The 14,762-nt window shown below is 28.8% G+C and carries 24 protein-coding genes; all 24 read right to left on the bottom strand.

Features of this window, described 5'->3' with window-relative positions:
- Entirely contained in the window at window positions 1–390 is a 390-nt protein-coding gene (locus MOK21_RS11030; RefSeq protein ID WP_249073992.1) for a ribonuclease H family protein, read from the bottom strand.
- Between the two features lie 26 nt (window positions 391–416).
- A complete protein-coding gene (locus tag MOK21_RS11025) occupies window positions 417–626 on the bottom strand; it encodes a hypothetical protein (RefSeq protein ID WP_249073991.1) in 210 nt (69 codons plus the stop codon).
- Window positions 627–734: 108 nt separating this feature from the next.
- Entirely contained in the window at window positions 735–1,178 is a 444-nt protein-coding gene (locus MOK21_RS11020; protein ID WP_249073990.1) for a hypothetical protein, read from the bottom strand.
- Between the two features lie 267 nt (window positions 1,179–1,445).
- Entirely contained in the window at window positions 1,446–2,420 is a 975-nt protein-coding gene (locus MOK21_RS11015) for a tyrosine-type recombinase/integrase (protein ID WP_249073989.1), read from the bottom strand.
- 18 nt (window positions 2,421–2,438) lie between these two features.
- Entirely contained in the window at window positions 2,439–3,773 is a 1,335-nt protein-coding gene (locus MOK21_RS11010) for a ParB N-terminal domain-containing protein (protein ID WP_249073988.1), read from the bottom strand.
- Window positions 3,774–3,826: 53 nt separating this feature from the next.
- A complete protein-coding gene (locus MOK21_RS11005) occupies window positions 3,827–4,903 on the bottom strand; it encodes a tyrosine-type recombinase/integrase (protein ID WP_249073987.1) in 1,077 nt (358 codons plus the stop codon).
- Window positions 4,904–5,273: 370 nt separating this feature from the next.
- Complete coding sequence (locus MOK21_RS11000; RefSeq protein ID WP_249073986.1) at window positions 5,274–5,588, bottom strand: hypothetical protein; 315 nt, start codon at window positions 5,586–5,588, stop codon at window positions 5,274–5,276.
- Window positions 5,589–5,625: 37 nt separating this feature from the next.
- Window positions 5,626–5,919 carry a hypothetical protein gene (locus tag MOK21_RS10995; RefSeq protein WP_249073985.1) on the bottom strand — a complete coding sequence of 98 codons (294 nt, stop codon included), beginning with the start codon at window positions 5,917–5,919 and terminating at the stop codon, window positions 5,626–5,628.
- Window positions 5,920–6,180: 261 nt separating this feature from the next.
- Entirely contained in the window at window positions 6,181–6,549 is a 369-nt protein-coding gene (locus MOK21_RS10990; RefSeq protein ID WP_249073984.1) for a DUF6915 family protein, read from the bottom strand.
- A gap of 1 nt (window position 6,550) precedes the next feature.
- Window positions 6,551–6,997: a hypothetical protein gene (locus tag MOK21_RS10985; RefSeq protein WP_249073983.1), complete on the bottom strand. Its 447-nt coding sequence runs from the start codon at window positions 6,995–6,997 to the stop codon at window positions 6,551–6,553.
- A 105-nt stretch (window positions 6,998–7,102) separates the two neighbouring features.
- Window positions 7,103–8,497, bottom strand: a complete 1,395-nt coding sequence (locus tag MOK21_RS10980) for a coiled-coil domain-containing protein (RefSeq protein WP_249073982.1) — start codon at window positions 8,495–8,497, stop codon at window positions 7,103–7,105.
- A gap of 109 nt (window positions 8,498–8,606) precedes the next feature.
- Entirely contained in the window at window positions 8,607–8,894 is a 288-nt protein-coding gene (locus MOK21_RS10975; protein ID WP_249073981.1) for a hypothetical protein, read from the bottom strand.
- Between the two features lie 748 nt (window positions 8,895–9,642).
- Window positions 9,643–9,891, bottom strand: coding sequence for a hypothetical protein (locus MOK21_RS10970; protein ID WP_249073980.1), 249 nt, complete (start codon window positions 9,889–9,891; stop codon window positions 9,643–9,645).
- A 46-nt stretch (window positions 9,892–9,937) separates the two neighbouring features.
- A complete protein-coding gene (locus tag MOK21_RS10965; protein WP_249073979.1) occupies window positions 9,938–10,132 on the bottom strand; it encodes a hypothetical protein in 195 nt (64 codons plus the stop codon).
- Window positions 10,133–10,510: 378 nt separating this feature from the next.
- The gene (locus MOK21_RS10960) at window positions 10,511–10,975 is read right to left on the bottom strand and encodes a hypothetical protein (RefSeq protein ID WP_249073978.1); all 465 of its coding nucleotides are present in this window, start codon (window positions 10,973–10,975) and stop codon (window positions 10,511–10,513) included.
- A gap of 34 nt (window positions 10,976–11,009) precedes the next feature.
- Window positions 11,010–11,270, bottom strand: a complete 261-nt coding sequence (locus MOK21_RS10955) for a hypothetical protein (protein WP_249073977.1) — start codon at window positions 11,268–11,270, stop codon at window positions 11,010–11,012.
- A gap of 16 nt (window positions 11,271–11,286) precedes the next feature.
- Complete coding sequence (locus MOK21_RS10950) at window positions 11,287–11,454, bottom strand: hypothetical protein (RefSeq protein ID WP_249073976.1); 168 nt, start codon at window positions 11,452–11,454, stop codon at window positions 11,287–11,289.
- Window positions 11,451–11,759 (bottom strand): hypothetical protein, encoded by a 309-nt coding sequence (locus MOK21_RS10945; RefSeq protein WP_249073975.1) that lies wholly within the window; start codon window positions 11,757–11,759, stop codon window positions 11,451–11,453. The genes MOK21_RS10950 and MOK21_RS10945 overlap by 4 nt, the downstream gene beginning before the upstream one ends.
- A 45-nt stretch (window positions 11,760–11,804) precedes the next feature.
- Window positions 11,805–12,113: a hypothetical protein gene (locus tag MOK21_RS10940; RefSeq protein WP_249073974.1), complete on the bottom strand. Its 309-nt coding sequence runs from the start codon at window positions 12,111–12,113 to the stop codon at window positions 11,805–11,807.
- A gap of 35 nt (window positions 12,114–12,148) precedes the next feature.
- Window positions 12,149–12,535 (bottom strand): hypothetical protein, encoded by a 387-nt coding sequence (locus MOK21_RS10935; protein WP_249073973.1) that lies wholly within the window; start codon window positions 12,533–12,535, stop codon window positions 12,149–12,151.
- A gap of 17 nt (window positions 12,536–12,552) precedes the next feature.
- A complete protein-coding gene (locus MOK21_RS10930) occupies window positions 12,553–12,942 on the bottom strand; it encodes a hypothetical protein (RefSeq protein ID WP_249073972.1) in 390 nt (129 codons plus the stop codon).
- 46 nt (window positions 12,943–12,988) lie between these two features.
- Entirely contained in the window at window positions 12,989–13,534 is a 546-nt protein-coding gene (locus MOK21_RS10925; protein ID WP_249073971.1) for a hypothetical protein, read from the bottom strand.
- 45 nt (window positions 13,535–13,579) lie between these two features.
- Entirely contained in the window at window positions 13,580–13,774 is a 195-nt protein-coding gene (locus MOK21_RS10920) for a hypothetical protein (protein WP_249073970.1), read from the bottom strand.
- A gap of 34 nt (window positions 13,775–13,808) precedes the next feature.
- Complete coding sequence (locus tag MOK21_RS10915; RefSeq protein ID WP_249073969.1) at window positions 13,809–14,759, bottom strand: hypothetical protein; 951 nt, start codon at window positions 14,757–14,759, stop codon at window positions 13,809–13,811.
- Between the last annotated feature and the right edge of the window lie 3 nt (window positions 14,760–14,762).

Below are 14,762 nucleotides of genomic sequence, written 5' to 3'. Positions count from 1 at the left end.
TTAAACTACTCGTCTTAATTTTGTTTTCATCATCTTGCGGCACTCAATATCTGCCTTTTTAATTCTATAATGTCTTCTGTTCTTCCACAGTATATTTGATTTTGTTACTTTAAGTAAATGCGCTATGTATCGAAAATCTTCATTATTGAATTTTCCATGTTTAACGCCATATACAGTAGTTAACGAATCTGTATGAATTGTTACACCTTCCCATCCTTTCTTTAATGCCATCTGTAAAGCTTTAATTATAGTTGTTGCTTCCGCTTTATTAGATGATTCATCAAATCCAATAAATGTTCTTCTTTTTATTCTTTTATTACCTTTCATGACAAAGTAGTGATGTGTAGATGATCCATCCTTATAGCTACCGTCAGTATAAATTTTAATCATATGTATTACCTCTACCATTATGTATTTTATATATTTGCTTTCCATTTTGCTTTTGATTTATCTGTAAGCTCGATCATGTCATCTATCCAATTTTGTGCAGCTTGTTCATCTTTGTATGTCTTATCAAATATCCATCCATCCTCATCTCTAATTATTTTAAAACCTTCTCCTCGTTTATTAGGAAAAATAAATAATCCAAAATCATCATAACGTTTTTCACTGTATTTTTTATTCATAACATACCACCTTTATGTATTTTATTTTATAATATATTAATTTCAAGGTGCGACATTAGAGACATTGCCAATACCACACCCCTAGCATTAACCGTAATTAATTCTTAATTAGGTAATTTTACGAAGCACTATGTATTCTGGGTAGTTCTGCTCTAAAAACAACTTCACATCACCGATATTTTTTGCATTTTTTATCTCTATAGTAGTGAGTGATACACTGTTAAACAACGATATGCATGAAGAAGATGGAACAATATAATGGTCGCCTCTTCCATCAATTCTGATTATATCTTGTACTTTAAATGTCTTGTTATTAGAAGGATAATATTTCAATACCGCCTCATTTTGGAAGAATACTACTTCCTCTTCTTCATCATGTAATTCAAATATTTTAGTAAATTTTAAATCTAGACACTCATTCAGTATTTTTTTACCTTTAATGTTTGCGATAGAAAGTCCGTCAGGAGCTATTAACCCATCGAATAGTTCTAATAATTCCTCTGGTGTTTGGTTATAAATGGCTATTTCTGCCTCAATTTTTGCCAATCTCATGTTTATATTCCCCCTTTTGAAAAGTATTTATCATAAGTATAGTGACATTTATCACTGCTATAATCCAATTTTACCAATCATCCAAAATTATGTCAACACCGAAATGCAAACGTTTGTTCTCATTTTTGTTCGATACTTCTTAATAATATTTAATTGATATGTAAATCTTTATTTAAATATTATTAGCAATCATCAAACAATCATTGTGTATTTTATTAAATTATGTATAAAGGAAACCGAATGTCCTACATTCAGTCCTTTTTAATCTTAGAAGTTCAATTTAAAGTTACCATACTCTTCTTCCATGAAATCTATATCAATAATTTCTTTAAATCTCATGAAAGAAGGATACTTTTTGCCTTTTATTTCTAAGCTATATAAGTCAAATTTATTAGCTACTTTGGTTGCTATTTCTTTAGTGAGTACTCTGTCACTACCCATAAATTCATTAGCATAATACATAACTCCAGAGTTACCAATTGAAGTTGTAGTTATTTGCACGTCATCAAACGCAACCTTTACTACATTTATAATAATGTTCTGCAGCATTGGTATTGTAATACGAACATCATTACCACCAACTCTACTTTTTCTGAAAATGTATTCACCGTCGACAATGCGATTTACTCTTCCGTTTACGCTCTTATACTCTTGTGTATTAAAAGTTTCAATTAACATATCATATAGTTCTTTTGATATTTCTAACTGTCTATTGGTTAAATCAACTTCATCACTCAATAAAGAAGCATAATACTTGTCTTCTTTTTCTGATAAATCTTCTCTTCTTAAATTAATAATTTCCGAAAACTTCGTTCCATTTATACCTTCAAACAAAGCTAAAACTAAGGCTTTATCGCGTACATTGTTGATGTTCTCAAAATGTTTAAATAAATCTTTTCGTGTATAGTATTTAATTCCTTCTCTATACAAATATTTAGATACGAATTCTGTATTTATAGTATCGATAATTGGATTAAGAGAACTTTCTCCGTACCCGTTATCTTTTGCCCATGTAATATAATTTTTTATTGTATTAAAGAAGTTTACAGCAGATCGTTCTGTTTTTCTCTGCACCCAATAAAATAATTCTTCTAACATGCCAAAGTCCATGTCATATAAATCCTTACCTTTTTGAGCCTCAAATGCTTCTGTTCTCTTAAAATACAGTCTATATTGGTTTTTAGTTTCTTCAGCATGTTCAGATGCTTTTAAAAAGGCTTCCTTATACTCAGCGTTATACATTAATTACTCCCCCTATATCTATACCAGACTTTCGAAATATTTAACAATACTACTTCTGTCTTTCTTAGATAGCTTACCTATATTCTTATTTAACAATTTATATTCATTCCAACGATCATTATTAATATGGAATTCATTAATATCAATAATTTTTTCTAATTCATCATATCTCATTTCTTTTTCATCCATCTTCTTCATTAATGCTAGATGACCTTCAAATATGTCTGCATCAAAAAGAACTTTGTATTCGTCATTTTCATGCTTTCCAAAAATCCCAAATAAATAAACTAAATATTCATTTATTTCCTCGGCAATTTTTCTAGCATCTAACCTACTGTTGATCTTAAATACACTACTAATTGCATTATATAAAGTGTTATAAGGGATAAATTCATTACCTTTTAATGAATGTTTTATATCTGTACTTGTTGTAATTCTATCTTTAAGTTCACCTTTGGATTTTAAAATATTGATTACTTCACTAGCATAATTCTCTTCTTTTAACTCATTAGCTCTGCCTTTTGTTAAAGGCGTATGTTTATTCAAGTCTAACTGATATCTCTTAATTTCCTCATCGGATTTGTTGGATATAATAATAGGAAAAGACCCTTGAATTTCTTTATCTCTAATGTAAGCACTATAAGTTCCTAAAGTTCTATGCATCCCATCAACTATATCTAGAATTGTCCCTTCTGTTATCGTTAATGTGTTTTTATCTTTATCAAAAACTAATTCTGAATCTTCTTCTGAACTAAATTGTTTAGCATTCAATATAACTGTAGAAGGTCTTAATTTATTTTTTAATGTTAGATTTCTAATTTCGTTAACTTTCTTTTGAATTACTATTGGCTCTTCTGAAACTAATCCATATCTTAAAACTTTCTTCATACCTCGTTGTACATTTGGATTATAATTTAACTTTCCATACTTATATAATCTTCCAAGTTCTTGTTTTGTTAATGATGTTAAGTAATAACCATCTCCCAAATCCACAACGTTATGTCTCATCATAGGAAAATCTATTTCATCCATTGATTGGATATCTACAAATTGATAACTTTCATATTCTTTCTTCTCACGTTCTGTAAACCAAGTATCCATCCATTCGTTCTGATCAATGCCTAACTTAATAACAAGTTGTTGACCAAATAAGGCTAATTCTTCAACAGTCAATTTCCCAACGTTATTTGAGTTATTAAATAGTGAGTAAATAGTAGTCTTTTTAATACCATGTTTACTATTCAAATGTTCTACTATAAGCTCTACTTCTTTTTTATTAACTGTTGAAGCAAATAACTGTATCAAACTTTTTATCTCTGTTTCTAATTGCTCTCTTGTTTTATTAATTTGCATATACTAACGCCCCTTTCATAATAGAGTTATTTTACCACTTTTTATCTGACTTGTCATAGAGAATCGCTCTCTGATGATTTATTTTTTATCTTGTTATTTAGTAAAAGCAACATCTCTGGACGCATTTCTTCTAAACATTCTAATAATAATTCATGAGAAACTGTTTTATACAATTCTTCAGAAGTATTCATTTTTGCAGATATAATACCAGTTACATTTAAATTAGTTAATCTTAAATATCTCATTGTAGTATTTACATTACTGTGCCTTGCTTTCTTCATTGCAGTATCAATGCAGTTTCCATTATTAAGATAACACATAGTAACTGCTAGTTTTTTGAATGAGTGAAAACTGTAGTCTATTCCTGTTTTATTTAATAAATTATTCCCTCTATCCATCATTCCTCTTAACTGTTTATAAGTAAGATTAAATAATTTATCTGTATTTCCTATTTCTTTTAATTGTAGAAGTTCTTCATATAATTCTTTATCTATTTTATCAATCCACTCTTTATTTCCTTTACCTTTATTATGACCGTTAGACTTAAGAATGACTCCATCTTCGACTTCAGTGAAATTAGACCAATCTACTGTTAGTAGCTCACTAGCTCGCAAAGCTGTCTCAGTAGCTAACTTTATTATTAATGATTTTTCAAGTCCTTGCTCTTCTTTGGCAAAATAATCTGCATATTCCATAGCTAAATCAAAAGGAATCATTTCTATTTCTTCTCTTGTGTCTGGTAAAGATTTAACCAAATTTAATTTATCTAAATCATAAGAAATGATATCCCAATTTCTTAGGTATCTAATAAATTCTTTTATTACTGAGATATGTCTGTTAATAGTTGCGTTCTTATACTTAGGTTCATCATCTTCATTTAATTCATCATGTAAACTATTGAAGTAATCTTTTAATCTAGATACAGTTAAGTTTTCGATATCCTCTTTAGAAATGTACCTATATTCACTTTTCTTAATTAGGTCTTTAAATACCTTATTTAAACTGCTTCTATAGTTCCTAAAACTACTTTCAGAATTCTTTTTGTAATCATTTAAAAAATCATTTATATGATCTCCTATATAAGTGACCATTTGAACAGCATTCTGATTTGTATTAAGAGCAGCAACCATAACTTACAACCACCTTTACGATATCCTTTTATTATTAATAGTATATCCAAAATTTCATTAATTGTAAAGCATTTTATGTATTTTATTATTTTATCATTCGAGAGCCGACTTTATATCATCGACTCTCTAAGTTTTATAATATGTTCCTATTATTTAATGCTGAATATTCAACATATTTCTAATTTCACGCAAAAGCTCATTAGCGTAATAACTCTTACCTAATTTTATGTAATCGTCCTCTGAAAGCGTCGATGCGAAAGGGTTTGGAGCACACCTTGAATCACTTTCTAATTTACTAATGATATTCGCAATAATTACACGTTTCTTCATAATCTATATCATTACCTTTCTGTTTTAGTAAACGTTAATTTTATTTAATTAATTGTTGTTTAATACTACTGATGACTTTCTGATTATCTTCTAGACAACTGAATAAATGGTTCATATCCCCGTATCCATCTTCGTTGAAAGCATTCTTAATTGGGTTTATTCTCGCTACCTCGATATACCCATTTGCATCATTAAAATACATGATCACTTTAATGAACTTCTTACCGTTTTTTCGCTCACATAATATGTATTCAAAATCTCTTGGAGCAATCACATGACTAAATAAACGACCACGAATTACGTCATTTGAATCAATCGATGTTATAGTTGAACCGTTTTCAAATTTGATTTCCATTAAATCTCTCCTTTTAGCTTTTCATAATACTTACCTATTATAGAATATTTGATAAATAAGATTTTTCTCCACAATAATCACAAGACATACAAATTCCTTTATTGTCTAGATGCACTTTCATTGTGTTACTGCAATAACTTCCACATATGCTTGTTGCTGCTTCAGATTCCTGAATATCAAATTTAAACACTTTATATCCACATTCTAAATACATTTTACGTTGTTCAATTCCAGATCTATCGAATTTACTTGCTTCGAACCAACTATCAGTACATCCTCCATTCATTGACAAGTATTTACCTTCATCATTTTTTAAACAATAACCGATCATTTCAACGACTCCTTTAGTTTATAATGTTTTTGTTTCCTATATAGAAATTTAAACTTTTATTTAGTTCAATATTTGTCTGTTCAATACCTATAAATATCTTCTTCATTGTTTCGCAGTATTGTTTATACTCTTGTGGTATGTCTTTCTTTGAGCACTCATCAAATGTATTAATTACTTCCATAAAAGAACCTACATACTCATTAGTCATAATTATTTTATTCCACCTTTATGTATTTAATAATATTTAGTTTTTATTTAAGCTCAAATTTCTTTAATTTTATCATTCATACTTTTAGGTAATTTATCCTTTGCCTTATTAGCTTTATGAATACGCATGTCACGACTTTGCATCCACTTTTGCATTTCCATGTTTTCGAACCAATCCTCTAATACATGCTGCTCACCAATGTAGCGAACAAATACCTCCTTTCCGTCTGAATTGATGATGCTGTTTCCGAATACTCTCTCTGCTTCATAAATACCTGCAGAATGATGTTTTAAAGCTCTATGACGCATATCAGCCATATGTGATTTAGAATCATCAAACCAATCATGAATTGCTAAATAGTCTTCCATTTTACCACCAAATTTTCGAGCTGAACTTTTTGCATGTATGTTTGGATGTGACATATTACTTTGCCTCCGATAGATCAATAGAAATTGAGTAAACATTATAATCGTAAAGATCAGAACTGTAATCACATAGTACTTCCATTAATACGTCTCGTAAAGTGTAGTCATAAATACTTTCACTGTATTTTGATTTTACTTTAACAGGGAAGTCTTCAATATCATCTACTCCGTATCCTTCTAATTTACCATTGTGCTTGATATTTAAATCGCTAGGATAATATACTGAACCACCTTCATCATCGCTTTCTGGATAGAAATCCCACTCTAAATCTAATTGCGTGAAAGGTAAATCATTTAACTCTGTTTTCAATTGAGATAAAACTTCCTCAGTAATTTTCACCGAAGCTAATTCACTTACTACTAGGCTTAATTCTTCCTCTAGGATTTCTCGTCTTGCTTTTAAATCATCCACTGGTAATTCTAATACTTCTTTAAATTTTGTCATTATAATCTCTCCTATTTATGTATTTATTTAATTTAATAGATTCCTTTTATGTAGTTCTAAATTAATTTTATGTATTTACCGTTATCGTTAGAGGATGATACACACCTATATGTATGTATCATCATTTTTAATGACTTTCATAATTTCCTTCATCAACAAAATCTCATTAAATGAATATGCATAAAGTATATTGTGATCATTGTTATCAAAATTATATACAATTTCATGAGAGCAATAATTAGGATAAATTACAGTTAAATCACTATTGAATATTTTATTTCTAGTTACCTCAAGAGAGCTTTCACTGGGATTAATCCATTCTGTATCGAACCCATACTTCGCTATGGAATCCTTTATTTTGTTTCCATTAATATATGTTATAAAGGTTATCCTTTCGTCCCCTAAACGCTCATATGATTTACTTTCTTTTTCTTTTTTATTGTTTCTGTTAAAATCAATAACCAATTGCATTTCTGTCTTGTAGCTTTCTTCATTGTTATATATTTGAGTTATTATAACCTTGTTATTATCATCTTCTAATGGAATTGCTTTTGAAGGCATACTGTCTAAGTATTCCCCTTCAAATAGAATGTCGCTGACCAGATACTCATCACCATCTATTGATACAAAGACATTCTTTTCTTCATTAAGGTGCCCAAATAAACAGGATAAAGAATCTTTATTATTTATTATTGATTCTTTTTGATAATGTAAATATAGATTATATAATGTCATGGAATCTTTATATTCTGACCAGTTTGTATCATCAATACTATTTATTAAATAGTTTATTCTATTTTTACAACTTACTTTGTTCTCATTTTTCAATAATTCATTTTCCGTTTTTAAAAATTCAACTTCATAAAAAAGTTTCTTATTTTTTTCTAACAAATCAATCTTTTCATCTTTCAAAATCCTCACTTGATTTTTGTATTTTTGAATAGTTAGATTTCCCATTACACTTTTAACATCGTTGATATCTTGTAACACTCTTTCGATTTTACAACTTTCTTTTTCTATACTATTTAATTTCGAATCAATAACTTCTTGTAATAAATATACTTTATCTTTTTCTGCTTTTAATTCATATCTATATTCACTAATAGTTTCTAATTTTTTATTTAGTTTTAAAATTTCATTCTCTTTATCGGTAATTATTTTTAATGTTTCATTTCTACTCTTAGTTAATGAAGATATTTCCTTTTGTAAATCTAATATTTCGTTTTTTAAATAATTTTGTTTTTTATGAAATTCATTTTGTAATTTTTCATCCTTTTCACTCAACTCCTTTTTGGTACTTTTGTATAATTTTTTATACTTTTCTAATTCATTATTCAACTTTTCTTTATCATCAAATTGTTCACTTTTGTTATCCTCTTCTTTTTTACTACTTTCCTTTAGATTATTAATTAATTCTTCCCTACTATTATTCGTCTTCTTATGGTTAGGAATAAATTGATGTCTTTTATTTTTGCTTAATTCTTTACCGTCGACTAACATATAACACCTCCTAATTAAGTTATATGCATTTTTGTTTAAAATAATACAATTAGGAGGTGTTAATAGGTTTAGTCCAAACTTCGTAATGTACATTTAATGATATTTAGTTTTATTTAAATCCTAGAACCTTATCTAATGGTTGCCTTTTATTACATACTTCACATCCAAAGAATACACCTTCTTGTTTAATTTCTGCATTATATTTATTCCCACAATATTCACCGCATAATTTAAGAGGAGTCTTGTATTCGTTAACTTCGAAACTATACAACTCGTATCCACATTTCAAGTACATTTCACGAGATTCAATTCCTAACTCATCAAATTTACTAGCTTTAAACCAGTTATCAGTTGGATCTCCACTCATTGATAAATATTTACCATCTTCATTTTTCATTACGTAACCATTCATATATGTACCAACCTTTCACAAAGAATCCTATCATTTAATTTTCGAATCAATTTTCAGCAATGTATTCAGTTGTTCTTTTAATCCAACGTAATCATTTATAGCAAACAGTAAATTATCTACTTCTCTTTTAGAGCGTCTATTAGATAATGAACCATTTAATCGTATACTCAGCTTATTTTCTTTTGTCATGACTTTTCAATACACTCCAATTCAATCAAAGATTACTATTTAACATGAAATAACTACTTACCTATCTTATTAACATGTGCAGCCACAGCATTTACAACAATAGTTCTCACACGCATAATCATCTTCCCACCATTCTTCATTGTAGGACTCTTCCTCCTGCTCCGCATATAAATAGTTCATTGATTTATCCATTCCATATTCAATATTTGATTCATGCTCTTTAATATAAAACTTACCATCTCTTCTTATTACAAAGCCTATTACTTCTGTATTCTCACAATAAATCTCGTCGCCTTCATATATAGAATAATCATCTTCTGTATATAATCCTGAAAAATCTTGAATAATCGTTTCACTAATGCGACCAAAATCAGCGATAAAACAATTTCTTTCAGCTTTATTAATATTATCTTGGATTTTATTCTTATCTTCTGTATATGGATAGAAGTAAAAAAAAGTCTTGTTGACTAGCCTTGACTACATATCTTTGCATAACATCTTCCATCTCAATTCCTCCAATAAAATATCTCTATTATAAAAATTCTTAATTATAGATACTGTATAATTCTTTATATTCATCCATGTCTATGACTGCATAGTCGTTAACGTTTAATTTATCATTTATATCAGTTTCGTGAATCATTTCTATTAACTCATCGTATTGGATTTCTATATCATCACAAATTAGAATATTTTTATCTACACGATCTAAATTAATGCTGTTACATTTAATACAAGTTAAACCTGAATACTCTCCACCATTTTGTTCTACTCTTATTATAAATTTTCTCACAGTACTCACTCCTATTTTCTTTCAATAATACATCTGTTTTATGTAATTATTTATTTTCACAATATAAATTAACAATATGAGCAATATACAATCTATTCTTTAATACTTCCTCATCACTACCATATCGTAATATCCATTCCATTTCCGATGCTTTATTCGGAACTGCTTTGTCGTTCTTAATAATATACATATCCTTCTCTTTTACTTGAGACATAAGCGAGTCGAATGATGAATAATCCATTGTATTTCTCCTTTTAAATTTATTTATACTTACCTTCTACATAAATTTCTTTCATCCTCTTATAATACTCATCGAATGTTAATTCTCTTACATAAAACTCTGAACCCAGTGATCTCGCTTGTTTTTCGGCTACATGTTTGTAGTCATACGTGTAGATATGTTCGTCACCTCTAAATAATCCATAACTCATTTTTACACATCATCCTCTACAATATCTTCTTTATCTAATACATAGATAGTGTCAATTAACTTGAATTGCATACACTGGACACACTTGTACTCAATTGACTCTGTGAACTCCTCACATCTAAAACACATAGATTTATTTGATGTCATTAATTTCATCCCTTACCTGTTATTTTTCATAATAGACGGCTTTTATTTAACTTCCCACTCATTGTTTAGATCTTTTAACTCCCAACTTTCAATGTCACAGTTTTGCATTTTATAATCATCAAGTAATCCAAATTTACGCAACTTCTTTAAATCATTCAATTCCAAGTCAAAGAATTTATCACCAATTTCCATTACTGCAACTTCAAGAATAAACTGCATCATTCTCATATGATTCAAATATGTATTTGTTCCACACACATGATAATATCCATCCTCTTCATATGGATATCTTTCGCCTTTGAACCAGAAGTGTGAACATCCATCCCATTTAACACTAGCGATTGCAAAAAAGTCTCTACTTGCTACACTTCCGTCAGTATTCCATGAACAAGGAATGTATGCTTTGCATTCAATATAAGTTTTTTCTGCAATATAATCTACCTGACCTATTACATCATGTTCATTTTCTTTAATTGAAACCAGATTAATTCTTTTTATATTCTTCATTCCAAACACCCCTATCTCTAATAAAATGCGACTATTATTTAACCTTCTCAATTACTCTATATTCATAGGATTCAAAAACAATTTTGTACACACCTTCAACCTTATAGTCTACATAATCGATATTTTCTTTAGATAATTTATTCAAAGTTCTAATCCAATCATTAATGAATTGAAATGATTCAAATACTTGAGCTTCTAGAACTTCAACTTGTTTGATAATGGTCTGACAATCTGTTAATAATGAAGCTTTAAAATACGTTCCATTTTCAAATCTGATGATATATTCTTCTTCCATTCAATATTCATCCTTTCTAGAACTTTGTAGCAGTTGACATTCCATTTAATTCCCTAACCATATCAATAACTAAATTAGCCTGAGCCATAAAATACGTTCTGTCATAAGAAGAATTTGAGTTATTAGCTTTATAACTTAAATCGTCACGTAGCTTTTCTAATTGTTGCAGCGTAAATCCGTTCATTTTATTGATCCTCCTATTATATGATTTAATTCATATTCATTTTCTAATCTGTAAGCCATCTTTTTAGTGATTGTAATAGGATTATAGATATCACAACTTAGATGAAAGTCGTCATACGACAAGTTCAATATTTTTCCAAAACGAGAAAAGTTATAGCCGCACATTGTACCATTATAGTTTTGTGGTTTATTATTTTGATATGTAAGAATATATTCTTCCCAAGAGTTCGCTTCAATAATTCGTGATTGGTGGTCTTCAATTTCTTTATGGTCATTGTAACTGATATTTGTTTCTATAATTAACATCGTCAATCTCCTCTTTTATGTATTTTCTTTTATAAAATGAAATTATTATTGAATTACAGGCTCTCTATACCATTTAAAAGAACCGTACCTACTTTTATAGGTATCTACAAGTAAATTAATCCAATAATCTTTATTCTTGTTAAATTTACTTGTAGAAATGTACATTGTATAACCTAACTGTCCTTTAAGTAAACTGTTACTGGAAACATATTCTTTATTAATGTAATAGTCGGTATACCCTTTGTAAAAGTCATTAAAAACAATATCATAGTGCGTTCTCTTGTCTACAATTTCACTAGAATTATAGATGTTAATTTGCCCTTTATTAACTACTACTTTTGTAATTTGCTTCATACAACGTCCTCCTTTCTTTTTATAAAAGCGTTCTATTATTTAACTACTTTCGACCATAACTTCCAGTTAGGAACTCTACCTACTAGATACAGTTTGCCATTTTTGTATTTCAAATCGAAATTAGCAGTATTCTCATTCTTCTTGTTATTTACATTCACCGTAATTGTGTTTGCATAGTTTTGATCCATCCGTTTATACGTTTGTTTCAAATCATTAATAAACTCTCCCACAGTGTACCTTTTGTTAAGATGCTTATGTTCTTTACTATGTAAGTAATCTAAGTCAATAAAATGTCTATAGTCATGACCCTCTTCCCAAATAAAGAAAGTATCAATATACTGCCGTGTACTTGTATCCCATATATAAACTTCTGTATTTTTAGGGACATGTTTCAATTTAGTTATTAATTCGATTCTTTCCATATATACCTCCTATAAAATCAATAGTCATCATCCTTCAATTCATGTACTGGAAATCCACGTTTAATGAACTCTTTATTTTCTTCTAACTTGCTGCTGTAACATAAATCTCTATAAATTTTTAGCATATCATTCCGTGTTAACTTAACATTAAAATACTTATTGAATCGCTCAAGTAATCGATTAGCATGACTTATCTCTAATCCTTTACCAATTGGTCTGCACATCGACATTAAAATTCTTGCTTTAACATCCTCTAAACTTTTGCACTCATTAATACTTACATATGTATTTGTAGGCTCATCGATAATAATTTCACAGAAACGATTAATAAAGTCACATTTAAATTCTTGCATAAATTGAAACACTTCATTTAAATTTAATTCAGGTTGTAATTTATGTTCAAACATCACTACATCTCCTTTTGATGATATCGTTATATTAATGAAAACTAACCTATCCAACGTACTCAACAAATTCATTACCTTTATCACTAAACTCTCTAACCATTGCACAAACCAATCCAAATGACATTCCTGAATGACCTTGATCCTCTAATAACTTCTTGGCATCGTCGAATGATCCATCGTTATTCAATACTTTTACTATATCTAAACAACTACCTAGTTCCATTCCTCGATACAAATCTTTGAGTCTAACTGGTACGATTTTACTCCAATAATCCCATTTATCTTTTTCCAGAATTGACTTACCTTTTTCTATCCAAATTTCTGTAAGCTCTGGAATCATTGCTTCGTGCTCTAGTTTCTCTTTTTCATACTTTTCTGCTCGTTCCTGTTGCTCCTTATCAAATTCTGATTTAGTTTTTCCTATAATATCTAAATACGCACTGTCCATTGTTACAGTATCAGAATAAAGAACCTTACCATTAAAGACTGCACGTGCTAAAATACCTTTTTCTTTAAACTCTAGCAGATAATTAACTGCATCCTCTATTGTACTACCTGCTGATAACATAATTTCTCTGTAATTTTTATTCATTTTACATCCTCCTGATTTTGTATTTATTTATATAATATTAACTTATTATTTAGATTTAATTTCAGTGTCAACAATTTCAGAGTTCTTTAAGATATCACATATTTCGTAATACGAACCCTCTAAGTGTAAAGTTAAGTCGCTGTATCCTTGCTTCTTGATCATTGAGTTCATAGCATTCCAAATCACATCTTTTGCTTGATTTAAATGCATTGAAGCTTCTTTTGTAATCTTATTTTCCACGCACTACATCTCCTTTTATTAATTATTTTATTAACTAAATATAAATACCTCTTGTATATCCTTCAATAACACCATCATTTTGTAGTTTATTTAAAACAACATCTACTTTATCAAACACCATTCTAGCGTATTTGTGATTCATATCATTCATTAATATGCGCTGATAATCGTAAGGTTGTAAGAAATTTTCATCTAACACATCTATATTTTTAATCCATAGTGACTTCTTATCTACGCTTATACTAAATGAAATATCATCAATTAGTATTCTACAGAAATATAAAGTTGGTTCATGATGATTACTAAATCCATATTTCGTTAAACTTTCAACTGTCTGATTAGATTTTAATTTTATTCGATTAGTAAACCCTTTAGATGTTAACTCTTCTTTTGTTGGTGGTTTAATTTTGTAAAGCTCACTGTTATTTGCACTGAAATTAATTAAGTTAAGTTTGCTTTCTATGTATTCTCTACGTTCGCCTGAAATGTTAAATTCCACATTGCTCTTATCAACTCCTACCGAAATAATTTCATTTCCTTTTACAAGGATCTCTTGTGTACCGTAGTTAAACACATGATTATTCTTAACAATTTTACCTTTTGTAAAGTTATTAGAAAGCAATACATTTCGTGTTAATTTGAGAGTTGCTTCTTCTTTGCTTGTTGAGAAATTGTTATTGAATTTAAATCGGTATTGATTATAAATTTCATCTGATATGTATAATGGATATTTTAGCAAGTTGTCCTCAACCGTCGTCCAGTAAACATTTAATTCCTCATTAGCTGCTTTACGAATTACATTCTTAGATGCTTCTCGTTGACCATCATAGTAACCTAAGAAATTTGCAAACTGCTCTTTTCCTTGACTATCTACAACTAATATATCTCCCTTTTCTAAACCTTCTATATCTGTGTTAAAGTAAAATTTCTTTTTGTTTGTACGATAATTACTAATCAGATTAAAATTCACTTTTGCTATTTTCATTTT

This window comes from Lysinibacillus sp. BPa_S21 (assembly GCF_023337795.1).
Lineage (GTDB): Bacteria > Bacillota > Bacilli > Bacillales_A > Planococcaceae > Lysinibacillus.
Note: the sequence above shows the minus strand (reverse complement) of the source record. Positions and strands in the feature narration are given on the sequence as shown.